The following is a 21,528-nucleotide window of genomic DNA, read 5'->3' as shown; positions in this document are numbered from 1 at the left end:
TTATTTTCTGCTGGCCCGGCTGCGGTAGGACAGGCGTCGTCTTTATCTAAAACCCCGTCACCATCAGTTTCAGGCTACGGGCAGCCATTATTTTCCACAGGGCCTGCAATTTCAGGACATTGGTCTAATTTATTGGGAACACCGTCCTGATCTTTATCTTTCCTTATGCTTAAAGGTTTAGAATTATTTTCAGCTGTAGATACTTTATTTGTGGTACAGTTTCCTAACAATACCAGAATTACTATTGCAGTACTAATTTTTTTCATCATATTTTTTTAGTAGCTGTGAAATTATCAAAATATATTTAATTTCTGTTAAATACCTTAAAATTTTGTTAAAATCCAATTCTCGACCTCTAGAAGTTATTCAGCATATTATTTTTAAATTATTTTGGAATCACTTTATAACTCTCAATAAGTCTTATAAATTCGGATCTGTACCCTTCTTCATCTTTATTTTTTCCTTCTCTGGCAAGTGTTTCGATATCATTAAGGTCTTTTTTGCTTATTAATTTTGAATCTCTCAAGACCAATCCAAACCATGCGACAGATGATGCAAATTTAAAATCTGGGCTTGTAGAATGATCCGTATTTTTCACAGTCTTCACTATTTCTGTACTGCCATTTCCGTCTGGTTTCTTGTAACGGAATTTAATAGTTGCCAGTTCATCACTAAAATCCTCAGAAGAAGAAGTCTTGTTATATCTTAGTTTATTCTCTTCAGGCAGAAACTCAGATTTCACACCAGCAGGAATCACTTCATATAAAGCTGTTACCGTATGTCCGCTTCCCAATTCCCCGGCATCAATTTTATCATTGGTAAAATCTTCATTTCTCAATTTTCTGTTTTCATAGCCAATGAGGCGGTAGGAACTCACATATTTAGGGTTAAACTCAATCTGGATCTTTACATCTTTTGCAATCGTATATATGCTTCCTGCAAATTCTTTTCCCAGGAATTTATTGGCTTCCTGAAGATTGTCAATGTAAGCATAATTCCCGTTTCCTTTATCAGCTAGGGTTTCAAGCGTATTATCTTTATAATTACCCATTCCAAAGCCCAGGCAAGTCAGAAAAACTCCGGATTTTCTTTTTTCTTCAATCAAAGTTTTAATATCTGAAGTGGAAGAAGCACCAACGTTAAAATCTCCATCTGTAGCTATAATTACCCGGTTGTTACCGTTTTTAATGAAATTTTCTTGCGCTAGCTTATAGGCAAGCTCAATTCCTGCACCGCCTGCCGTGCTTCCTCCTGCCTGAAGATTGTCCAGTGCAAGAACTATTTTTTCTTTCTCTCTGGCAGAAATCGGTGGCAGAACCATACCTGCACTTCCAGCATACACTACAATCCCAACCTTATCTTCAGGTCTGAGCTGGTCCAGAAGTACTTTGAAAGAGGATTTCAGGAGTGGCAGCTTATTCGGTTCATTCATTGATCCAGAAACATCTATCAGGAATACGAGATTAGATGCGGGAACTTTATCCATAGCAATATTCTTTCCCTGAAGACCTATTTTTAAAAGTTTATGGGTTGGATTCCAGGGTGCATTGCCATATTCTGTATTAATGGAAAACGGCTCGTTATTTTTCGGCTGAGGATAGCTGTATTTAAAATAATTGATCATTTCTTCAACCCTTACCGCGTTTTTATCTACGGTTTGTCCATTATTGATCATTCTTCTGATATTGGAATAGGCTGCATTATCCACGTCAATAGAAAAAGTTGACAGCGGCTGGTTTTTGGTGAGCTCAAATGGGTTTTCTTCAAATGCATCATAGCCTTCATTATCGAAAACATTCTGTTTGTATTGGCTGATTGTTTTCTGTATTTCCTCCATCCTTCTTTTCTCCTTTCTGGAAAGCCTTTTGGTCTTTATTACAATAACTCCGTTCACTCCCCTGCTCCCGTACAAAGCTGATGCACCAGCTCCTTTTACCACTTCCACACTTTCAATCTTTTTGGGATTCAATGCATTGAAATAATCACGCTGTACTATTTCACCGTTAACCACAAATAATGGTTCGTTTGTCCCTTTTAAACTTGCTGCACCTCTTATGCTTATTTGATTATTACCTGAAAAAGCATTATTGATTGCATTCATTTTATTAGCAATCTGATCATTTTTTCTCCGCTTAGTTCCATAAGCCTGAATCTGGACTCCCATTACACTTCCCTGAAGTGCTTGGGAAACAGTATTTGATGCAATATAATTTGACTGTACGCTAACAGCACTTGAGGTATAAGCCTGTACTTTTTTAGGCGCAAATCCTGTTACAACAACTTCTTCAATATTCTGCGTCTGTAAAGTATCTTTCCACTTTCCTCCTTTTCCCGGTGCAATAGTACCATTATTAGCTTCTTTCTTTTTAATATAATATTCATCTGTTGAGTAAGCATTTTTTCCTAAAGCATACCTCTCCTCATTCTTATTAACAGCTAAGGTTTCACTCTTGTTGTTCGGGACTTTAATAGCTTCATCTTTTGCGACAGAAAGGGCTTTCTGTGATGATTTTGAGATTTCAATTTCCTTTTCAATATTTGATTTAACTGTGCTGTCTACTGTATAAATGTTCTTTTTTTCAGGATGTATTTCAGTACTGTTTTCTACCATTAAAGGAGCTGAATTTTCAACAGTTCCATTTTTGCCGATAAAATAAAGTGCTCCCAAACCAAGAATTAAGCTGGCTGCAACTCCATAAGGAAACCAAACCGGTAATATTCTCTTTTTTTCTTCTATTGTATCCAATTTTTCTTCAACCTTCGCCCAAACTTTATCAAAACCCTGAAAAACAGCCGGTTCTTCTGAAAGCTTAGAAGCATCATTGAATCTTTTATCTATGTCGTGATTATTTTCCATTTTCCTAAAGTTTAAATGTTCTGATTGACTAAAAGTTCCTGTAGTTTTTTTCTTGCAAAATTGAGCTGGGATTTAGAAGTCCCTTCGCTTATCGAGAGCATGGAAGCAATTTCTTTATGGGGATACCCCTCAATGGCAAACAGATTGAAAATCGCTCTGCAGCCTTCGGGAAGAAAATTCAGCAGGCTCAGAATATCTTTCTCAAATGAAATGCTTTCTGATAAGGTTCCGGATGTTTCTGCAAAACCGTCATCCATAGAGACGAATTGAGCTTTGGTAGCTCTCAATTTCTGAAGGCATTCATTGACTGCAATTTTTTTAGCCCATCCTTCAAAGGTGTCCAGATTCTGAAGCTGGGTGATCTTGGTGAATATTTTGTAAAAAGTATCGGCCAATACTTCTTCAATATCTTCATCATTTTTCAGATAGCGTCTGCAGACTGAATACAGCCTGCCCGCCATTTTCTCGTAGATCTTCCGCTGGGCACTCCGGCTGTTACGCTGGCATTCTATTAGTAATTCTTTTTCCATAGTCAGGCTTTATACTGTAATAGATGCATAAACTGTTGAATGGGTTGGAAACATTTAGATCTTTTTTTAATAAAAGCAAAATACTTAATAAATTGATTGACAAATTAATTATTTACTTTGAACTTTTTATTCAAATTTTCACTTACAAATTTAACTTTTCCCTTTGTAACAAATCTTTAATATGAACGACTATTCATATAAATAATCTTTTTATAGTAATGAAAAATACCAAAATTGCCTCATTACTTTTTGTTTTGTCTGCAGGAAGTATGATGTTTGCCCAAGATGACTTGATCAACAAATTAAAAAACAATCAATCTCAAAATGCTAATTTTCAGTTCACAGCGTTAAAAGACGTAGGAGCTACTTCAGTAAAGAACCAGGGTTCATCAGGAACCTGCTGGAGCTACTCAGGAAATTCTTTTCTTGAATCCGAAATGCAGAGAATGGGTAAAAAACCTGTAGACCTTGCTGAAATTTTCACAGCAAGAAATTCTTACCACGATAAAGCTAAACTATATGTACTGAATAACGGAGCGATCAGCTGGGGAGACGGCGGTGAGCTGCACGATGTGGTAAACATGTACAAAAAATATGGTGCTGTTCCTCAGGATGTTTATACAGGTCTAAAATCGGGACAGACCCTTAATAATTTTAAGGAAATGCAGGGTAAACTGAAGCCTGTTTTAGACAGTCTTGTTCAGGCAGGATCAAAAGCACGGCTTACAGATAACTGGATGGATTCCGTAGATGCCATTCTGGATGAATACCTTGGAAAAGTTCCGGCTAACTTTACGTATGAAGGAAAAAATTACACTCCTAAAACATTCGCTAAAGAAGTTGTAGGGATCAACCCTGAAGATTATATCGAGATTTCTTCTTATAAGGATTATCCATATTACCAAAAATTTGTAGTTCCGATTCCTGATAACTGGAGCCATGATTCTGACTGGAATGTTCCGATGAAAGATCTTACAGCTATTATTGATAACGCCGTGAACAAAGGATATTCTGTGGGATGGGCAACGGATGTTTCCGAACCTTATTTTTCCTACAAAAACGGAGTGGCTTACGTTCCGGACATGGATCTGAGCCAGATTACTGCTGAAAACAAGCAGACTTTGTTCACTGAGCCTAAAAAAGATAAAACCATTACGGAGGATATGCGTCAGAAATCTCTTAATAACCTTTCTACAACAGATGACCACGGTATGCATATCGTAGGATTGGCAAAAGATCAGACGGGTAAGGAATATTATATGGTTAAAAATTCCTGGGGTGTAACCAATGATTTTGAGGGTTATCTGTATGTAACAAGACCGTATGTAGAATACAAATCAACGGCTATCTTAGTACACAAGAATGCCGTTCCAAAAAGCATTCTTAAGCAGCTAAAGCCTACAAAGAACATCGGTTTATAATCAACAATCACTGTTACCGGTCATTACGGTAATTTTAGATATTTAAATCTGTTAAAACTGCGCTCCAAAATATTGGAGCGCGGTTATTTTTTATGGATGGTAATATTTATTTACATACTATTTCGCTATTTAGTGAAAATAGTATACTTTTATTATCCAACAAATTATTACCATATGAAAAATTTAAAAAAATTAACAAAATCTGATTTAAAGAAAATTAACGGTGGAAATGCACCTGATTGTCCTACAGGAACAACAGCATGCTATATTCCTCCTAAAAATGGTTTTCCATCTTACTGGAAATGTATTTCAGATACTATGGAATGCCCGGATTAAGAACAATCAAAACCCTCTTTCAGAAATTCTGAAAGCGGGTTTCTTTAAATAAATAGGTGAAAAATTTAATATAAAAATAAAGAAAAATATAATTTGTGAATGGTGAATAGTGAATTCGCTTCGCTGTCAATTTTTATTTTCGCTGAAATTAAGTGAACTGTTAATTCTATTCACTTGCGAAGCAAAATTGACCATTCACTATTGCCATCTTAATACAATTTCGCCATGCTTTCTGCTGAAAAGTCAAGAAGCTCTTCTGTATTTCCGGTTTTTATTTTCTGAACCCATTGAGGGTCCTGTAAAAGTGCACGTCCTACCGCAACCAGATCAAATTCTTCATTATCCAGTCTTCTGATCAGGTCGGTCAGGTCAGTTTTTTCAGTTCCCTGCCCTGCGAAAGCACTCATGAAATCTCCTTTCAGTCCTACAGAACCTACAGTGATCGTCGGCTGTCCTGTAATTTTTTTAGCCCAACCTGCAAAATTTAAATCTGAACCTTCAAATTCCGGTTCCCAGAAACGACGTTGTGAGCAATGGAAAATATCTACTCCGGCTTCTTTTAATGGCAGTAACCATTCTTCCATTTCTGTTGGGTTATTGCTCAATCTGCTGCTGTAATCCTGTTGTTTCCATTGTGAAAGACGGAGAATAATAGTAAAATCCTCTCCTACTGCAGCTCTGATGGCTTTAATCACATCTACTGCAAAACGGTTTCTTTCTTTGATTGTTTTACCTCCATATTCATCGGTTCTTGTATTGGTTACTTCCCAAAAGAACTGATCAATAAGATAGCCATGTGCTCCATGAACCTCAACGACATCAAAACCTAAATCTTTTGCAGATTTTGCAGAAGCAGCAAACTGTGCAATGGTATCCTGAATATCTTCCAAAGTCATTGTTGAAGCTTTCTCCATGGGTGCCAGCGGATAATCTTCAGACATTCTTGTATCTCCTACATGCCAGATCTGCGGTCCCATTTTGCCACCATTCTGATGAACGGCATTGATCACATTTTTCCAGCCTGCCAATGCTTCATCCCCGTAAAAGTCCGGGATGTTCTGCATATTTTTTGAGGATGGTCTTTTGATCACGGTTCCTTCAGAAAGAATTAATCCAACTTCTGAAGCAGCTCTTCTTGCGTAATACTCAGCGATATTTTGGGTAGGAACTCCATTATCAGACTGGGCTCTGGTCATAGGAGCCATTACGATTCTGTTTTTAAGTTCCAGGTTTTTGTAAACAAACGGTTTAAATAATGATTCTGTGCTCATTTTTAAATTGATATTTTATAATTGTTACACAAAGTAACTAATAATAGTTTGTTTTTGTATCTTTTATCAAAAAAATAGTGGTAACTTCGCAGTAACTTACATTAGTAACATAAAAGTAACGCATGGTAAAGAATGAACTGATGAAATATAGCTGTCCTCTAGGCAAAGCAATGTCTGCGCTAGGAAGCAAGTGGAAACCGATCATTGTTTTGGTGATTAAAGACCGTAAGCTACGTTTCGGGGAACTAGCTGTACGAATTAATGTGATTTCCAGAAAAGTTCTTACGGACCAGTTAAGAGAGATGGAAAGTGACGGATTGGTTATTCGTGAAGAGTTTAAAGAGCTGCCTCCGAGAGTTGAATATTCATTGACAGAAAAGGGATTGGCCTTGCTGCCGATTTTGTATTTACTGGAAGAATGGGAGGCGAAATTTACTACTGAAAATTTTAATTCTGAAAAAAACTGTAGTTTATTGGATAAGGAAAACAGAAAGGAGGCCAAAGTTTGATAATTTAGTCTAAAATCCAATGTGTTAAATAAAAAACCGCTTCCAGAAGTTCTGAAAGCGGCTTAATTTTATCTAAAATCCCAATTAAAATATCGCAGGATATTTCTGAGGATTTGTTTCATTGAACATCGCGTAGATTCTTTCTACCATATCATCTGAAGATGGCTTGCTGAAATAATCTCCGTCACTTGCATAAGCAGGTCTGTGATCGTTAGCTGCAATTGTCAACGGATCTGAATCCAGGTATCTGAATGCTTTCTGCTTTTCAAGAATCTGTTGAAGAATAAATGCCGAGGTACCTCCTTCCACATCTTCATCAATCACGACCAATCTGTTGGTTCTCTTCACGCTTTCAGCAATTTCATTCGTTAAATCAAATGGAATTAATGACTGAACGTCAATAACTTCCGCAGAGATTCCCAGTTTCTCCAATTGTTCTGCTGCATCCATTACAATTCTCCATGTAGAACCGTAAGTCACCAATGTAACATCTTTTCCTTCTTTGGTCACTTCAATTTTCCCTACAGGAACAGTGAATTCACCTAAGTTATCAGGCTGCTTTTCTTTTAATCGGTATCCGTTCAGACATTCAACGATCACCGCAGGATCATCACTTTGAAGCATGGTATTGTAGAAACCAGCCGCTTTCGTTAAGTTTCTCGGTACCAATACCAGGATTCCTTTAGAAAGGTTCAGAATTCCCGCCATCGGAGAACCTGAATGCCAAACCCCTTCCAGTCTGTGACCTCTTGTTCTGATAATCACCGGAGCTTTCTGACCGCCTTTTGTTCTGTACTGAACCGTCGCCAGGTCATCACTCATTCCCTGTAAACAGTATAAAATATAATCTAAATACTGGATTTCAGCGATAGGTCTCAGACCTCTCATTGCCATACCGATACCCTGACCAAGAATGGTAGCTTCACGGATTCCGGTATCTGCTACACGTACTTCGCCGTATTTTTCCTGCATTCCTTCTAATCCCTGGTTCACGTCGCCGATATTTCCGGCATCTTCACCAAACACTAAAGTTTCAGGATATTTTTCGAAAATTTTATCAAAATTATTTCTTACCACGACTCTTCCGTCTACTTCTTCAGAATTTTCTGAGAAAACAGGCTTTATCTCCTTCACATTTTCAGCTTTCCACTGAGACTGGGAATATAAGTGGGAAGAATAGTTATCTTTTTCTATTTCAAAAACTTCATTGTACTTCTGCATCAATTGGGTTCTTTCTGCAGAACTAGTTCCTCTTGTAGCCAGTAAAGCTTTTCTTGTCAGGTGGAAAATATCTTTTTTAGCTTTGGAAACCAATTTATTGAACTGAGCAATATATCCTTCGATTTCAGCATTCTGACCTTTAAGGTTTTCAACTAATGGAAGAACAGACTGAACTAAATCTGTAATGGTTTTCTGGTAATTATCCCAGGCATTTTTCTGACCTGCTTTTACTATTTTCTTAGCTTCTTCATCTATCGCATCCAATTCTTCTGCTGAAGCAATAATTTCTTCTTTTCCTTCGATTTCGATGGAATAATTCAGGATCCATTCTTTGAATTTCACCATACCGTCAAAATCTGCCTCCCAGGAAAGACGTTCTTCATTTTTATATCTTTCATGAGATCCTGAGGTTGAGTGCCCCTGAGGCTGTGTAACCTCAATAACATGAACCACAACCGGAATACTTTCTGTTCTGGCAAAATGTTCAGCTCTGGCATAAGCATCCAATAGTGAAGGATAATCCCATGCTTTTACCTGAATGATCTCGCAACCCTGGTTTTCACCTTCTTTTCTCTGAAAACCGCTTAGCATTTCAGCAATATCTGCTTTTGCTCTCTGGTTTCTGGTTGGAACTGAAATTCCGTACCCGTCGTCCCAGATAGAAACAATCATTGGAACCTGAAGCGCACAGGCTGCATTCAATGTTTCCCAGAAATGTCCTTCTGCTGTAGAAGCATCTCCAATAGTACCGAAAGCAATTTCATTTCCTCCTTTTGAAAACTTCTCAGAACCGTCGAATTTTACACTTTTATACACTTTAGAAGCTTGGGCCAATCCTAAAAGCCTTGGCATCTGTCCCGCTGTAGGAGAAATATCGGAAGAGATATTTTTTTGTGCCGTAAGGTCTTTCCAGCTTCCGTCTTCATTTAAACTTCTTGTGGCAAAGTGCCCGTTCATCTGTCTTCCAGCTGATGCCGGCTCTCTTTCAACGCTTGTATCTGCATACAACTGAGCGAAAAAACTTTCAACCGTTAAAGCATGTACTGCCAATGCAAAAGTCTGATCCCTGTAATATCCTGAACGGAAGTCGCCATTTCTGAAAACTTTCGCCATTGCCAGCTGAGGAAGCTCCTTACCATCCCCAAAAATTCCGAATTTAGCTTTTCCTGTTAGCACTTCTCTTCTTCCAAGATAAGACATCTCACGTGATATCTTTCCTAACCTGTAGTCTTCAAGTATCTGGTTTTTAAAGTCCTGGAAAGAAATTTGCTGTGTTTCAATATAGGTTGTCTGCATAGCTAGATATAAAAGTTTTTATTCTTCAAGTATGCCGCTAATATACAATTTTTAAATTAATTTTAATTTTCAATAATCTTTTTTAAAAATTTGATAATAAAAGAATTGTGTTTTATATTGTAAAAAAATTGTAAACGATGGAAAAAAAGTCAACTCACATCCTGAATGCATCCAGCAATCTTTTAGGTTTTTCCCTGATTATCATTACCTCGCTGAAAATCACTAAAATCAGTGGGAATACACATCTTGATGAGTTTGCCGGTATAGCATGCCTGCTATTTTCCTGCAGCTGCTTTTTTTCATTTATGGCGATCCGTACCAAAAGCCAAAAGCAAGAAAATAAATATGAGACCATTGCGGATTATCTATTTTTAATCGCTTTATTTTGTATTGTTTTAGCAGTTATTATTGTGACTGTAAAAATAATTGATTAAATCTATAATCTTATCATTCCATTTTTCAAAAAATTCATTTTCTTTTGATAAATAAATCACTAGTTTGTTCTTATTATAGTAAATAATAAGAGGAGCTGTTGTATAAATTAAATCAAATAAAAGAGATATTTTTTTATGTAATCTGTAATATTCTTCTTCTAAAACACTCAAAATTATCATATCGTTAATTATTCTTTCTATAATGGTATAAAAATTGATAAATGAAATGGAAAGTTATGTAACTTTAACACACAAAAGAAAAAAAATTAAATCAAATGAAAAAAAAAATTATTTCGCTTCTTGGCGTTTTTTTAATGTCAAGCATTATCTATGCACAAGTAGGCATAAACACAAACAATCCCCAAGCCAGCTTCCATATTGATGCAGCAAAAGACAATCCATTATCTGGCACACCCTCCGCTGCACAGCAAGCTAATGATTTTGTTGTAACGAGTACTGCTAATGTTGGTATTGGGACTACGACCCCAACTGATAAGCTCGATGTAGCCTCAGGAAATGCAAGGATCCGAAACATTAATTCAAATATTGGAGTAGGAGGAACAGACAGAGTTGTTGTGGCTGATGCAAATGGTGTATTAAAAACAATAGACTTTACTGCTTATTCATTATTCCATGCCCGTCTGGCAGCCAATCAGAATTTGACATCAAGCACGATTGCTACTTTATTGTTTTCTTCTCCTTTGGCAACTTCACCGTTCTATTCTTACAATACAACCACCGGTGTATTAACTTTCAATCAACCCGGAAATTATCTGGTTACGCTACAGGCAAGCTTTGCGAGTGCTCCGGCCGGAACTCAGCTACTGGTTGGGGTAAGACCTAATCCGGATGCCAATTATCTGGGAAGAGGAAGCCATTATAATGCAACAGCAACCACTGCAACGGTAGGAGAACTGATGAACTATACCACTGTGCTGGTAATACCAACGGCAGGCTACCAGATCCGTTTTACAGCTGCTCCTAATCAAAACTGTACAGTTTTGTCTACTGAAACCGGAAGTACGGGAAGCGGAAACGTAACCAACGTTACGGTACAAAAGATTTAACCTTAAAAATAAAAAGGGATGTAGTGCTACATCCCTTTTTTTATCATTAATTCTAAATACCTAGAATTTTCTTTCAATTACGTAATCAAGCATACTGTGTAATGATCTCCTGGCTTCAGAATCCGGAAATTCTTCCAGGATATCTTTGGCTTTCTGCTGAAAATCTTTCATTACTTTTATGGCGTAATCCATGCCTCCGGAATTTTTGACAAAGTCTATAAGCTCCTTAACGCGTTTCGGATCGTTATTGTAACGCTTGATGGTATTGAAGTAGTATTTACGTTCTTTTTCACTGGCCATTTTTAAAGTATGAATCAAAGGAAGGGTCATTTTTTGCTCCTTGATATCAATTCCTACAGGCTTTCCGATGACGTTGGAACTCAGATAATCGAAAAGGTCATCCTTGATCTGGAAAGCCATCCCGGTATACGTACCGAAGTTCATCATCTTTTTAGCCAGAGTTTCATCCGCATCATTGGATAAAACCCCAATTTCACAGCAGGCAGCAATAAGAGTAGCTGTTTTCTGACGGATAATTTCATAGTAAACATCTTCTGTAATGTCCAGTTTTCGGGCCTTTTCCAGCTGGAGAAGCTCACCTTCTGACATTTCGCGGATTGTTCTGGAAATCACTCCTAAAAGATCGTAATCTTTATGGTCTGTAGAAAGCAATACGGATTTTGACAAAAGATAATCTCCTACTAAAACAGCAATTTTATTTTTCCATAAAGCATTGATGGAAAAGAAATTACGTCTTTTGAAACTTTCATCCACCACATCATCGTGTACCAGAGTTGCGGTATGGATCAACTCTATCATGGAGGCTCCGCGGTAGGTTTTTTCATTGACATCACCTATCAGCTTTGCGCAAAGGAATACGAACATAGGACGCATCTGTTTTCCTTTAGTAGTAACAATAAAACGGGTTACTTTATCCAATAAAGGCACTTTGCTCTGCATCGATTCATAAAACTTCTGTTCGAAAAGTTTCATTTCCTCATTGATCGGTCGTTTGATTTCTTCTACGATGTTTGCCAAAATCTGTTGAATGAAAGGTAAATACTAATTAATTCTCACAAAGATAATTGTTTTCAAGCAATTTCAGGACAAAATTAATCTTTGAGTTCTTCATTTGGAATAAAATAGAGGGACGGCTGTGCACTTCCCAATCCAGACCTGAATTTTTCTCCTGAAATATAGATTCCCGACTCATTAACAGCAATGCCTTCAATCTGTCCTATTGCCAAAGCACTGCCCAGATAATAATGTTTTGGGGGTTCTTTAAAAAATATGCCGGATTCCGTTTCTGTAAAAACATTGAGAAAGACTTCCGTTTTTTTGGTATAGCCTACCAGATAAAGCTTTCTGTTAAAATAAGCAGCATCGGTTACCACAAAGTTGGTTTTGTAAGATTCTGTTTTTTCTGCTTTCTGCTTTTCAGATAATTGAGGATCAATGATGTAATGAGAAGTTGATTTTGATTTCCATTCTTTGGTAAACAGGTGCAGCTTTCCGTTCAGATAGATCATGGCCTCTGCATCAAAATCATTATCTGTGTATTTTGGGATGAATTCTGTCTGTTCCGGATAATAGAATGATATTTTCGTAATGGAATCATTCTTTATATCACCGTTTTCAAAAGGTAATTTATAGATTTCCAGATCTCTTCTTATTCCTCCGTTATTCCCTATGTCTCCAATATAAAAGTTCTTTCCATCATTAGTCAAAGCCTCCCAGTCTTTATTTTTAGCATTGATTGTGAATGTATTTTTGATATCGCCCGAAGTTTCATCCAGTTCAAAAAGTTCCGGAGCATTACCGCTGTCATTGAACGTATACAGTTTTCCATTGAAAATATTCAGCCCTGATGTTTCCTTGATTTTATCATCTAAGTAACCGATTCTGTATTTTCTAATTTTTAAAAATTCCGTCTGCTGTGAAAATGAGAATTGAAAAATAATAAGGGCAGTAAAAAGAAGGAGCTTTTTCATAAGGCAAAAATAGGGGTTTGTTAGGAAACTGGAAAAGACTGAACATATTTTCAGATTGCACCTCTTTAATGTGAAACTCTCCTTAATATTCTTAACAACTTAAAAATGCTTTAATGGTTAAAAATTTTCTCCCGCAGATCAAGCAGATTTTTGGTCATCAAAGATTTAGATAAAACTTAAGCGTGTTTTTTGCCGATGTGCGTTATTGCTTCAATAAATTTAAATGTTAAAAACGTTTGTGCCTTTTGTGGCTAAATAAAGACAGCGTATCTATTGCAAATTGTCAGGTTGATTTTATTTTTTGCTTTTATTCCAGCTTTTTAGTTTGTTTTTTTAAATAATCTTTCTGATATTGTCTTACTGTTTTTCCCGTACCGTCATGTCTCCAGCCTGGAGAATTAAAAATATAATTGATCCGATCGGAAAATTTCAGTCCCGGCTGCCTGATGTCTTTCCAGATCTCTCTCCATTCATAAAGAAGAACGGTATCTGGCTTATAGTCTGGCATTTTTGGATAGATTCCATACTTTACGGGTACATCCGGGTCTTCCTTTTCGAAGGTTCCGAATATTTTATCCCAGATGATGAGGCACATGCCCATATTCCTGTCCAAATATTTGATGTTGCAGGCATGATGTACTCTATGATGGGAAGGGGTTACCAGAATGTATTCCAGTATTCCCAGTTTTTTTACAGCCTGCGTATGCACCCATGTTCCGTACACCTGCCCTATGGCATAAACCACCATAATATGCCACGGATTAAAGCCTAAAAAAGCAAGCGGAGAAAAGTAAAGATACCTGTACAGCGGTTGCAGTACCGGACTTCTAAAACCTGTGGTAAGGTTGAAATACTCTGAATTGTGGTGGGTAATGTGAACGGCCCAGAAGGCCCTGGAATGATGATCTACATAATGCAGCACATAATAGGCAAAATCTGTGACAGTAAAACAGATGAGCCAGTACCAAACCGTGAAATCCCATGTAAAAAGCCTGTGATTATAAAAGAAAAACATGATTCCCATGGCAAAAGCCTTCATGATCAGATCCAGGCCAAAATTCATCAATGCAAGATAGACACTCGTTGCCACGTCCTTTCCATTATACAGCTTAGCCTCAGAAATATGGCTGTAGATCATTTCTGCTAAAATTACTGTAGCATGAAGCGGAATTGACCATGCATAGACATTTTCAAGCCCATCTTCGCCTGTAAAGAAATCCAACATCCCTTATTAGTTTATGTAAAGGTAGGATTTTAGGAAATTTTTAAGGAAATTTTTATCTTTTTTAAGGAAATTTTAATCAGCTGTTTTATTGGCAAGCTGCCCACAGGCCGCATCAATATCTCCACCGCGGCTTTTTCTGATCATTACAGTAATTCCTGCATTTTCCAGCTGGCGTACATAATTTTCTTCTGCCTGCTTATTGCATTGGTCGTATTTTCCGTCCCCGATAGGATTATATTGGATCAGATTCACTTTGGAAGGCACCTGTTTACAGTATCTGATCAAAGCTTTGATATCTTCATCCCCATCATTGATTCCTTTCCATACGCAGTATTCAAAAGTAATCACAGAGCCAGTTTTCTGGTACCAGTACTGAAGGGCTTCCATAATATCCGTCAACGGAAATTTATCCGAGAAAGGCATGATCTCATTACGCTTGGATTCAATAGCAGAGTGAAGCGAAAGTGCCAGTTTTACACGGAGCTCATCATCTGCCAGCATTTTGATCATCTTTGGAATTCCTGATGTAGAAACGGTAATTCTTCTTGGTGACATTCCCAGACCTTCCGGCTGGGTGATTTTTCTGATGGCTTCCACTACATTTTTGTAATTCATCATCGGCTCGCCCATTCCCATGAAAACGATATTGGAAAGCGGTCTGTTGAAATACATTTTGCTTTGACTGTCAATCAGAGCCACCTGGTCCACAATTTCTGCTACCTCAAGGTTTCTCATTCTTTTGAGCCTTGCTGTTGCACAGAATTCACAGTTTAATGAACATCCCACCTGTGAAGAAACGCAGGCTGTAGTTCTTGTTTCTGTAGGAATAAGAACAGATTCCACCAGAAGTCCGTCATGAAGTTTCACACCGTTTTTGATGGTTCCGTCCGTACTTCTCTGAAGCTGATCTACAGAAACGGGATTGATGGTATATTCTTCGGAAATTTTTTCGCGGAGAGATTTCGAAAGATTCGTCATTTCATCAATCGAATGGAGGTTTTTACTCCATAACCAGTCATAAACCTGTTTTGCACGAAACGGTTTCTCCCCTAAAGTCAAAAAATAGTCTTTAAGCTGGTCTAGTGATAAAACTCGGATATCTTTCATTATTGTAAAAAGTATGATGTACAATGTACAAAGTAATAATCTTATGTATTATCTTAAGTTTTTAAACCACTAAAAAATACATTATACTTTGTACATTATACATTAATACATAATTTATAGAATTAACATGGCGTCACCGTAAGAATAGAATTTATACTTTTCTTTTACGGCTTCTTCATAAGCATGCATGATAAAATCTTTTCCGGCAAATGCAGCAATCATCATCAATAATGTTGATTTCGGCGTGTGGAAGTTGGTGATCATTGAGTTTGCTACTCCAAAATCGTGAGGCGGATAAATAAATTTGTTCGTCCAGCCGTTGAATGCAGAGATCTTTTTGTTGGAAGAAACGGAAGTTTCCAATGCTCTCATCGTTGTAGTACCTACCGCACAGACTCTTCTGTGAGCATCTACCGCTTTATTGATGATGTCAGCATTTTTCTCATCGATAATGATTTCTTCGGACTCCATTTTGTGCTTGGAAAGATCTTCCACCTCAATCGGGTTAAAAGTTCCTAAACCAACGTGAAGTGTTACTTCAGCAAAATCAATTCCTTTGATCTCCAACTTCTTCATCAGATGCTTGGAGAAGTGAAGACCTGCTGTAGGGGCAGCAACCGCTCCTTCTATTTTTGCATAGATCGTCTGGTATCTTTCTGCATCTTCCGGCTCTACTGCTCTTTTAATATATTTTGGAAGTGGAGTTTCGCCCAATTCCTTCAGTTTTGTTCTGAATTCGTCATAAGAACCATCGAATAAGAATCTCAATGTTCTTCCTCTTGAAGTTGTATTATCGATCACTTCAGCTACCAAAGATTCATCTTCAGTAAAGAATAATTTGTTACCGATTCTGATTTTTCTTGCAGGATCTACAAGAACATCCCATACTCTGGTTTCTTTATCCAGCTCTCTTAAAAGGAAAACTTCAATTTTAGCACCTGTTTTTTCCTTATTTCCATAAAGACGCGCAGGGAAAACTTTAGTATTGTTGAAAATGAATAGATCTTTCTCTTCGAAATAATCCACAACATCTTTAAACAGCTTATGCTCAATGGTTTGTGTTTTTCTGTTAAGAACCATTAATTTGGCTTCGTCTCTGTGTTCAGATGGGTGTTCTGCTAATAATTCCGCAGGAAGATCAAAATTAAAATCTGATGTTTTCATTTTTTTAAATTACGGTTTAAAAATTATTCAAATTACAAGTGTAATTTCGGAGTGCAAATATACGACATTCAATACCCCTTTGTCAAGTATTATTTAAATCAAATTGAAAACCGGGATTCTACGGTGATCCATGAGGGAAAAAAAGATTATTTTTGGAAATATTTAAAAACAATTTACACTATGAGCAAATATTCATTGGAAGCTTTCGTCAACGAAACTAAAGAAAATCCACAACAGAGAGATTATTTTGAGCTTGAAACTCCCCATATGCTGGAAATTAACCTCAACAATCAGGCTGTATGGACCAAACGAGGAAGTATGGTAGGTTATGTAGGAGGCATCAACTTCGAAAGACAGGGAATGCTGGCCGGAGGTATCGGTAATCTTTTAAAGAAAGCGATCAGCGGCGAAGGAAGCAAACTGATGAAAGCCGAAGGAAATGGTAAACTTTATGTGGCAGATGCCGGAAAGAAAGTTCGTATCCTTTATCTGAACAATGAGTCGGTATGTGTGAACGGGAATGATGTTCTTGCCCACGAACAGAATATAAAAAGTGATATCACTATGCTTAAAAGCGTTGCCGGAATGATGGCTGGCGGTCTTTTCCAGGTAAAACTTTCCGGAACCGGACATATTGCAATAACGACTCATGGTGAGCCATTAACTCTTATGGTTACTCCGGAAAATCCTGTTTTCACAGATCCTAATGCTACCGTAGCATGGTCCGGAAACTTAAGCCCGGATCTGAAAACCAATGTTTCTTTCAAAAGTCTTATCGGAAGAGGAAGCGGGGAAGAATTTCAAATGAAGTTTTCAGGAAACGGATGGGTACTGATTCAGCCGTACGAAGAAGTATATTTCACGGAAAAATAATATTAAAAATTGATGATTGTAACGGCTGCTCCTCATATCAGGGCAGCCGTTTTTATTTTCACACCGGATCTTAAATCCCCGATTCCACAGCTCAAAACCAGCACCCAATACCCCCTACTTCGCAACTTTTTAATATATTTAAGGAAAAAATTTTAATGGACACCACCTCTTCACGCAGAAACTTTATTAAGACCGCTGCTCTGGCAAGCTTTGGGGCATTGGTTCTACCTAATTCTTTATTCGCCTATTCCAATGATTTTAAATCAGATAAAAAAATCCGTGTCGGTTTTATCGGTGTAGGACTCCGCGGGCAGGAACACGTAAAGCTGCTGGCAAAACGCAATGACGTAGAAATTGTAGCTTTTGCAGATCCTGATAAAAGAATGCTTGCTGCATCGCAGAAAATATTAAAAGACAATAATAAATCTGCGGCCCAGGAATTTTCAAACGGTGACTACGACTACCGGAATCTTTTAAAACTAAAAACCATTGATGCAGTAGTAATTGCTACTCCATGGGAATGGCATCTTCCACAGGGTACCGAGGCCATGAGGGCAAAAAAAATTGTTGGTATGGAAGTTTCCGGAGCGATAAAGCTTCAGGACTGCTGGGAATTTGTAAAGGTATATGAAGAAACAAAAGTTCCTATTTTCATGATGGAGAATGTATGCTACCGCAGAGATATCATGGCTGTTCTGAATATGGTCCGTAAAGGGATGTTCGGGGAGCTGGTTCACGGAAGAGGTGGCTATCAGCATGATTTAAGAGGAGTTCTTTTCAATGACGGTGTTACGCCCTACAATTCGGGTGCTGAATTCGGAGAAAAGGGATTCAGTGAAGCACATTGGAGAACAGAACATTATGTAAAACGCAACGGTGAGCTTTATCCAACGCACGGATTGGGGCCTGTGGCAGTGATAATGGATATTAACCGTGGCAACCGCCTGACGAGGCTTTCCTCATTCTCTTCAAAGTCTGTGGGACTGCACAAATACATTGTGGAGCATCCTAAAGGCGGCGAAAATCATCCGAATGCCAAAGTAAAATTCAACCAGGGAGATATTGTTACTACACAGATTGCCTGTGCTAATGGAGAAACCATCCTTTTAACCCATGATACGAGCTTACAACGCCCTTATGATCTTGGATTCCGGGTGCAGGGAACGGAAGGTTTGTGGCAGGATTTCGGCTGGGGAGATTTCAACCAGGGGCATATTTATTTTGAAAAAACAATGAATCACACACACCGATGGGAAAATACGGAAAAATGGATGAAAGAATTTGACCATCCGATATGGAAAAAATTTGAAGATACAGCTGCAGGCGCAGGCCACGGCGGAATGGATTTCTTTGTGATGAATACCTTCATCGAATGTATCAAGCGAAATATAGAATTCCCGATGGATGTGTATGATCTTGCTCTATGGTATTCTATCACTCCGCTCAGCGAAGAATCTATTGCTAAAGGAGGCCAGGCTGTTGATATTCCGGATTTCACCAACGGAAAATGGAAGACCCGTAAACCTGTATTTGGAATGACTGATGAATTCTAAAAAGACACTACTCATATTAGCCGGAGGTTTAGGAAGCCGCTACAAAGGACTGAAGCAGATAGACGGAATTCTGGATAATGGTTCGCCAATCCTGGAATATTCTATATATGATGCCTTGAGTGCAGGTTTCAGCAAAGTTGTTATTATTGTCAACAGACGTATCCCGGAAAGTTATATTGAAAGATTAAATACAATATCCCAGAAAGAACAGTTTGAACTTCATTGGGTCTATCAGGAAAAAGAAAGCTTTCTGCCCCAAGATTATGATTCATCAGGGAGAGAAAAACCGTGGGGAACGGGCCATGCTGTTCTCTGTGCAAAAAGTGTCATACAGGAGCCTTTTGTAATGATTAATGCAGATGATTTTTATGGGAAAGAGGTTTATCAACTGGCGTCTGAGGAAATCGCCGTGCACATTTCAGAATCACAGTTTGGAATGGCTGCTTATCCTGTAGCATCTACTTTAAGTGGAAATGGAAATGTAGCCAGGGGAATATGTACTTTAGATGCTGAAAATTACCTTGTAAAAATAGAGGAACAGACCTCTATCCGAAAGGAAGGAAACCTGATTATGTATACTGAAAAAGGAAAGAATATAGAAATAGCTTCCGATACGCTGGTATCTATGAATTTTTTCATTTTTAATCCGGATATTTTCAATGCTCTCGAAATGTATTTTAATGATTTCATAAAGTCAGATCCGGAGCCCTCACAGGAATTTTATGTTCCTTCTGCCGTACAGAGAATGATTGACGAGAAAAAAGCAAAGGTACTGGTGAAAACCTCCCCATCAAAATGGATGGGTGTTACCTACGCAGATGATAAAAGCAGTATTAAAGATTTTCTGGCATCAGAGATCAAAAAAAACAGATATCCTGAAGATCTATGGAATTAAAACAAATTGTTACCGGATTTACCGGAACTGAAAATTGCAGCATCACTCCTATTACCAACGGGCTGATCAATACGACTTATTGGGTAGAGAATAAAGATTCTGAGGAAAAGTTCATCCTTCAAAGAATCAACACTCAGGTATTTCAGTTTCCGGAAATCATTACCCGTAATCATATTCTGATCAATGAAATGCTGGCAGGTGGAGACTATCCGCTACAGCCGGTCATACCAAAACCAACGTTAGCCGGAAATTTTATTGTGAAAGATGAGGAAGGAGGATCCTGGAGAATGCTCAGCTTTATTGAGGATACAAGAACTTTCTTTAAGATTCCCGATATCAAAACTGCCTATGAATCTGCAAAGGCTGTAGGGTGTTTTTTAAATATGATCAATCCCGAACATCTTCCGGATATTCAGCCTCCGATTCCCGATTTTATTAATTTTGAGAAAAGAATCCTTGATTATCAGGCTTCTTTACGATATGCGAATGAAGACCTGCTGAAAAATGCCGGACCACAAATCGAAATGATGGATAAGCTGCTTTTTCTTCCGCAAAAATGGATAGAAATGGAAAAAAACGGTTTATTACCTAAAAGAATCATACACGGAGACCCCAATGTAAGAAATATTCTTTTTGACGAAAACTCAAGGCCTCTGGCTGTTATTGACCTGGATACGGTAACTGTTTCTACGATCCTGTACGATTTCGGTGATATGGCAAGGTCTTATACCAATACTTTGGATGAAGATGATGGAAATGCCGAAAACAATTTTAACCCTCAAATTTACAGAACCGTAAAAGATGGATTTCTGTTGTATTTAAAAGATAAACTGACTTTTGAGGAGCTTGAAAACCTTGACTATGCTGCGCAGACTGTCATCTATATTCAGGCTATCCGTTTTCTGACTGATTATCTGAATGGGAATACTTACTATGCTACGAAATATGCTAATCATAACCTGGACAGAACAAGAAATCAACTGGAGCTGCTGAAAGGATTAAGGGAATATCTACGTGTTGATTAGTTTTTCCACAGATCTTATAGATTGCTACAAAGTCAGTCACTGCGAGCGTAGCGAAGCAATCTCCCGGAAGAATTTTATAATCTCTCTGACATGAAAATCTGCTTTAATATGAGATTGCTTCGTCGATACTCTCCTCGCAATGACTAACTACATTGCGTTTATTCGTCAAAACCTCTGTGACTTTTGTAATGAAAATTTTACATTAAGAATTCCAGAATCTTCTTCCACTCTTCCAGTTTCTTATCCAATGACACCGTATGAAGCGGGCTTGTTGAAGGTAGCTGAACTATTGGCAACCTATAATTTTTTCTTAAAAGCTTTTGGAGGTTTTTGTATGATTTTCCTCCGTTACAAAAGATAGCTCTAATATTGGGATGTGCCTCTAGCAGTTCATCAATTCGGTTGGCTTCTTCATTTCTGATCTCCGAATCCAGGCTTCCTTTTCTTTCGCAGGAGTCTATAACGTCCCAGACTGCTATATGCTGTTTCTTTAAAATATTTATCCGTTCAGGATAATTGTCAGTAAATTCTTCATTTAACAATTCAAAAATAATGATCCAGAATTTATTCTGCGGATGTGCATAATACTGTTGTTTTTCCAAAGATTTTACTCCGGGAATTGAACCTAAAATTAAAATTTCAGACTGATCATCGATTATTGGCGGAAAGGAGGAAATTCTGTTTTGCATACTCAAATATATAAGGTTTGGCTAAAGCCTCTTAAATCTGAAAACAAAAAGCGGGCTAAAGCCC

The 21,528-nt window shown here is 37.8% G+C and carries 20 protein-coding genes; 9 read left to right on the top strand and 11 right to left on the bottom strand.

The genetic code is table 11. The annotated features are described in order from the left end of the window. Positions 1 to 74: 74 nt before the first annotated feature. The 3 genes from LC418_RS21110 to LC418_RS10390 all read right to left on the bottom strand — a co-directional run bounded on the left by LC418_RS21110 (position 75) and on the right by LC418_RS10390 (position 3,387). A complete protein-coding gene (locus LC418_RS21110; RefSeq protein ID WP_223559039.1) occupies positions 75 to 269 on the bottom strand; it encodes a thrombospondin type 3 repeat-containing protein in 195 nt (64 codons plus the stop codon). 116 nt (positions 270 to 385) lie between these two features. Next, positions 386 to 2,857 (bottom strand): vWA domain-containing protein, encoded by a 2,472-nt coding sequence (locus LC418_RS10395; RefSeq protein ID WP_223559038.1) that lies wholly within the window; start codon positions 2,855 to 2,857, stop codon positions 386 to 388. An 11-nt stretch (positions 2,858 to 2,868) separates the two neighbouring features. Further along, the gene (locus LC418_RS10390; RefSeq protein WP_111954547.1) at positions 2,869 to 3,387 is read right to left on the bottom strand and encodes an RNA polymerase sigma factor; all 519 of its coding nucleotides are present in this window, start codon (positions 3,385 to 3,387) and stop codon (positions 2,869 to 2,871) included. Between the two features lie 218 nt (positions 3,388 to 3,605). Here LC418_RS10390 and LC418_RS10385 point away from each other — a divergent pair, with 218 nt between their 5' ends. Further along, positions 3,606 to 4,808: a C1 family peptidase gene (locus LC418_RS10385; RefSeq protein ID WP_223559037.1), complete on the top strand. Its 1,203-nt coding sequence runs from the start codon at positions 3,606 to 3,608 to the stop codon at positions 4,806 to 4,808. Positions 4,809 to 4,982: 174 nt separating this feature from the next. Continuing rightward, positions 4,983 to 5,144, top strand: coding sequence for a bacteriocin-like protein (locus LC418_RS10380; RefSeq protein WP_157963356.1), 162 nt, complete (start codon positions 4,983 to 4,985; stop codon positions 5,142 to 5,144). 209 nt (positions 5,145 to 5,353) lie between these two features. Here LC418_RS10380 and LC418_RS10375 read toward each other — a convergent pair whose 3' ends face one another. Then, entirely contained in the window at positions 5,354 to 6,415 is a 1,062-nt protein-coding gene (locus tag LC418_RS10375; RefSeq protein ID WP_223559036.1) for an NADH:flavin oxidoreductase, read from the bottom strand. Positions 6,416 to 6,537: 122 nt separating this feature from the next. Here LC418_RS10375 and LC418_RS10370 point away from each other — a divergent pair, with 122 nt between their 5' ends. Next, entirely contained in the window at positions 6,538 to 6,924 is a 387-nt protein-coding gene (locus LC418_RS10370; protein ID WP_223559035.1) for a winged helix-turn-helix transcriptional regulator, read from the top strand. An 84-nt stretch (positions 6,925 to 7,008) separates the two neighbouring features. Here LC418_RS10370 and LC418_RS10365 read toward each other — a convergent pair whose 3' ends face one another. After that, positions 7,009 to 9,441 carry an alpha-ketoacid dehydrogenase subunit alpha/beta gene (locus LC418_RS10365; protein WP_223559034.1) on the bottom strand — a complete coding sequence of 811 codons (2,433 nt, stop codon included), beginning with the start codon at positions 9,439 to 9,441 and terminating at the stop codon, positions 7,009 to 7,011. Positions 9,442 to 9,578: 137 nt separating this feature from the next. On the opposite strand from LC418_RS10365, the gene LC418_RS10360 reads away from it, so the two are divergent. Beyond that, a complete protein-coding gene (locus LC418_RS10360) occupies positions 9,579 to 9,875 on the top strand; it encodes a hypothetical protein (RefSeq protein ID WP_111954535.1) in 297 nt (98 codons plus the stop codon). Positions 9,876 to 10,150: 275 nt separating this feature from the next. Then, positions 10,151 to 10,942 (top strand): hypothetical protein, encoded by a 792-nt coding sequence (locus LC418_RS10355; RefSeq protein WP_111954533.1) that lies wholly within the window; start codon positions 10,151 to 10,153, stop codon positions 10,940 to 10,942. A gap of 60 nt (positions 10,943 to 11,002) precedes the next feature. Here the strand turns inward: LC418_RS10355 and LC418_RS10350 are convergent, their stop codons facing one another. The 5 genes from LC418_RS10350 to queA all read right to left on the bottom strand — a co-directional run bounded on the left by LC418_RS10350 (position 11,003) and on the right by queA (position 16,429). Then, positions 11,003 to 11,980 carry a polyprenyl synthetase family protein gene (locus LC418_RS10350; protein ID WP_111954531.1) on the bottom strand — a complete coding sequence of 326 codons (978 nt, stop codon included), beginning with the start codon at positions 11,978 to 11,980 and terminating at the stop codon, positions 11,003 to 11,005. A 74-nt stretch (positions 11,981 to 12,054) separates the two neighbouring features. Further along, the gene (locus LC418_RS10345; protein ID WP_223559033.1) at positions 12,055 to 12,933 is read right to left on the bottom strand and encodes a hypothetical protein; all 879 of its coding nucleotides are present in this window, start codon (positions 12,931 to 12,933) and stop codon (positions 12,055 to 12,057) included. A 307-nt stretch (positions 12,934 to 13,240) separates the two neighbouring features. Beyond that, positions 13,241 to 14,158 (bottom strand): sterol desaturase family protein, encoded by a 918-nt coding sequence (locus LC418_RS10340; protein ID WP_223559032.1) that lies wholly within the window; start codon positions 14,156 to 14,158, stop codon positions 13,241 to 13,243. Positions 14,159 to 14,230: 72 nt separating this feature from the next. Next, entirely contained in the window at positions 14,231 to 15,265 is a 1,035-nt protein-coding gene (gene rlmN / locus LC418_RS10335) for a dual-specificity RNA methyltransferase RlmN (protein ID WP_111954525.1), read from the bottom strand. Between the two features lie 114 nt (positions 15,266 to 15,379). Beyond that, complete coding sequence (gene queA, locus LC418_RS10330) at positions 15,380 to 16,429, bottom strand: tRNA preQ1(34) S-adenosylmethionine ribosyltransferase-isomerase QueA (protein ID WP_111954523.1); 1,050 nt, start codon at positions 16,427 to 16,429, stop codon at positions 15,380 to 15,382. 180 nt (positions 16,430 to 16,609) lie between these two features. Here queA and LC418_RS10325 point away from each other — a divergent pair, with 180 nt between their 5' ends. The 4 genes from LC418_RS10325 to LC418_RS10310 all read left to right on the top strand — a co-directional run bounded on the left by LC418_RS10325 (position 16,610) and on the right by LC418_RS10310 (position 20,775). Then, complete coding sequence (locus LC418_RS10325; protein WP_111955053.1) at positions 16,610 to 17,302, top strand: AIM24 family protein; 693 nt, start codon at positions 16,610 to 16,612, stop codon at positions 17,300 to 17,302. 155 nt (positions 17,303 to 17,457) lie between these two features. Next, complete coding sequence (locus tag LC418_RS10320) at positions 17,458 to 18,855, top strand: Gfo/Idh/MocA family protein (RefSeq protein ID WP_223559031.1); 1,398 nt, start codon at positions 17,458 to 17,460, stop codon at positions 18,853 to 18,855. After that, entirely contained in the window at positions 18,845 to 19,750 is a 906-nt protein-coding gene (locus LC418_RS10315; RefSeq protein WP_223559030.1) for a sugar phosphate nucleotidyltransferase, read from the top strand. Before LC418_RS10320 ends, LC418_RS10315 begins: the two co-directional genes overlap by 11 nt. Then, a complete protein-coding gene (locus LC418_RS10310) occupies positions 19,741 to 20,775 on the top strand; it encodes a phosphotransferase enzyme family protein (RefSeq protein ID WP_223559029.1) in 1,035 nt (344 codons plus the stop codon). Before LC418_RS10315 ends, LC418_RS10310 begins: the two co-directional genes overlap by 10 nt. 197 nt (positions 20,776 to 20,972) lie before the next feature. Here the strand turns inward: LC418_RS10310 and LC418_RS10305 are convergent, their stop codons facing one another. Then, the gene (locus LC418_RS10305) at positions 20,973 to 21,464 is read right to left on the bottom strand and encodes a DNA-deoxyinosine glycosylase (protein ID WP_223559028.1); all 492 of its coding nucleotides are present in this window, start codon (positions 21,462 to 21,464) and stop codon (positions 20,973 to 20,975) included. Between the last annotated feature and the right edge of the window lie 64 nt (positions 21,465 to 21,528).

The organism is Chryseobacterium lathyri (assembly GCF_019970085.1).
Taxonomy (GTDB): domain Bacteria; phylum Bacteroidota; class Bacteroidia; order Flavobacteriales; family Weeksellaceae; genus Chryseobacterium; species Chryseobacterium lathyri.
This window is presented reverse-complemented; position numbering and strand designations above follow the sequence as displayed.

Bases quoted from the DNA above. Each gene is read 5' to 3' on its own strand.
- LC418_RS21110 (WP_223559039.1), bottom strand. From the start codon at position 269: ATGATGAAAAAAATTAGTACTGCAATAGTAATTCTGGTATTGTTAGGA.
- LC418_RS10395 (WP_223559038.1), bottom strand. From the start codon at position 2,857: ATGGAAAATAATCACGACATAGATAAAAGATTCAATGATGCTTCTAAG.
- LC418_RS10390 (WP_111954547.1), bottom strand. From the start codon at position 3,387: ATGGAAAAAGAATTACTAATAGAATGCCAGCGTAACAGCCGGAGTGCC.
- LC418_RS10385 (WP_223559037.1), top strand. From the start codon at position 3,606: ATGAAAAATACCAAAATTGCCTCATTACTTTTTGTTTTGTCTGCAGGA.
- LC418_RS10380 (WP_157963356.1), top strand. From the start codon at position 4,983: ATGAAAAATTTAAAAAAATTAACAAAATCTGATTTAAAGAAAATTAAC.
- LC418_RS10375 (WP_223559036.1), bottom strand. From the start codon at position 6,415: ATGAGCACAGAATCATTATTTAAACCGTTTGTTTACAAAAACCTGGAA.
- LC418_RS10370 (WP_223559035.1), top strand. From the start codon at position 6,538: ATGGTAAAGAATGAACTGATGAAATATAGCTGTCCTCTAGGCAAAGCA.
- LC418_RS10365 (WP_223559034.1), bottom strand. From the start codon at position 9,441: ATGCAGACAACCTATATTGAAACACAGCAAATTTCTTTCCAGGACTTT.
- LC418_RS10360 (WP_111954535.1), top strand. From the start codon at position 9,579: ATGGAAAAAAAGTCAACTCACATCCTGAATGCATCCAGCAATCTTTTA.
- LC418_RS10355 (WP_111954533.1), top strand. From the start codon at position 10,151: ATGAAAAAAAAAATTATTTCGCTTCTTGGCGTTTTTTTAATGTCAAGC.
- LC418_RS10345 (WP_223559033.1), bottom strand. From the start codon at position 12,933: ATGAAAAAGCTCCTTCTTTTTACTGCCCTTATTATTTTTCAATTCTCA.
- LC418_RS10340 (WP_223559032.1), bottom strand. From the start codon at position 14,158: ATGTTGGATTTCTTTACAGGCGAAGATGGGCTTGAAAATGTCTATGCA.
- rlmN (WP_111954525.1), bottom strand. From the start codon at position 15,265: ATGAAAGATATCCGAGTTTTATCACTAGACCAGCTTAAAGACTATTTT.
- queA (WP_111954523.1), bottom strand. From the start codon at position 16,429: ATGAAAACATCAGATTTTAATTTTGATCTTCCTGCGGAATTATTAGCA.
- LC418_RS10325 (WP_111955053.1), top strand. From the start codon at position 16,610: ATGAGCAAATATTCATTGGAAGCTTTCGTCAACGAAACTAAAGAAAAT.
- LC418_RS10320 (WP_223559031.1), top strand. From the start codon at position 17,458: ATGGACACCACCTCTTCACGCAGAAACTTTATTAAGACCGCTGCTCTG.
- LC418_RS10315 (WP_223559030.1), top strand. From the start codon at position 18,845: ATGAATTCTAAAAAGACACTACTCATATTAGCCGGAGGTTTAGGAAGC.
- LC418_RS10310 (WP_223559029.1), top strand. From the start codon at position 19,741: ATGGAATTAAAACAAATTGTTACCGGATTTACCGGAACTGAAAATTGC.
- LC418_RS10305 (WP_223559028.1), bottom strand. From the start codon at position 21,464: ATGCAAAACAGAATTTCCTCCTTTCCGCCAATAATCGATGATCAGTCT.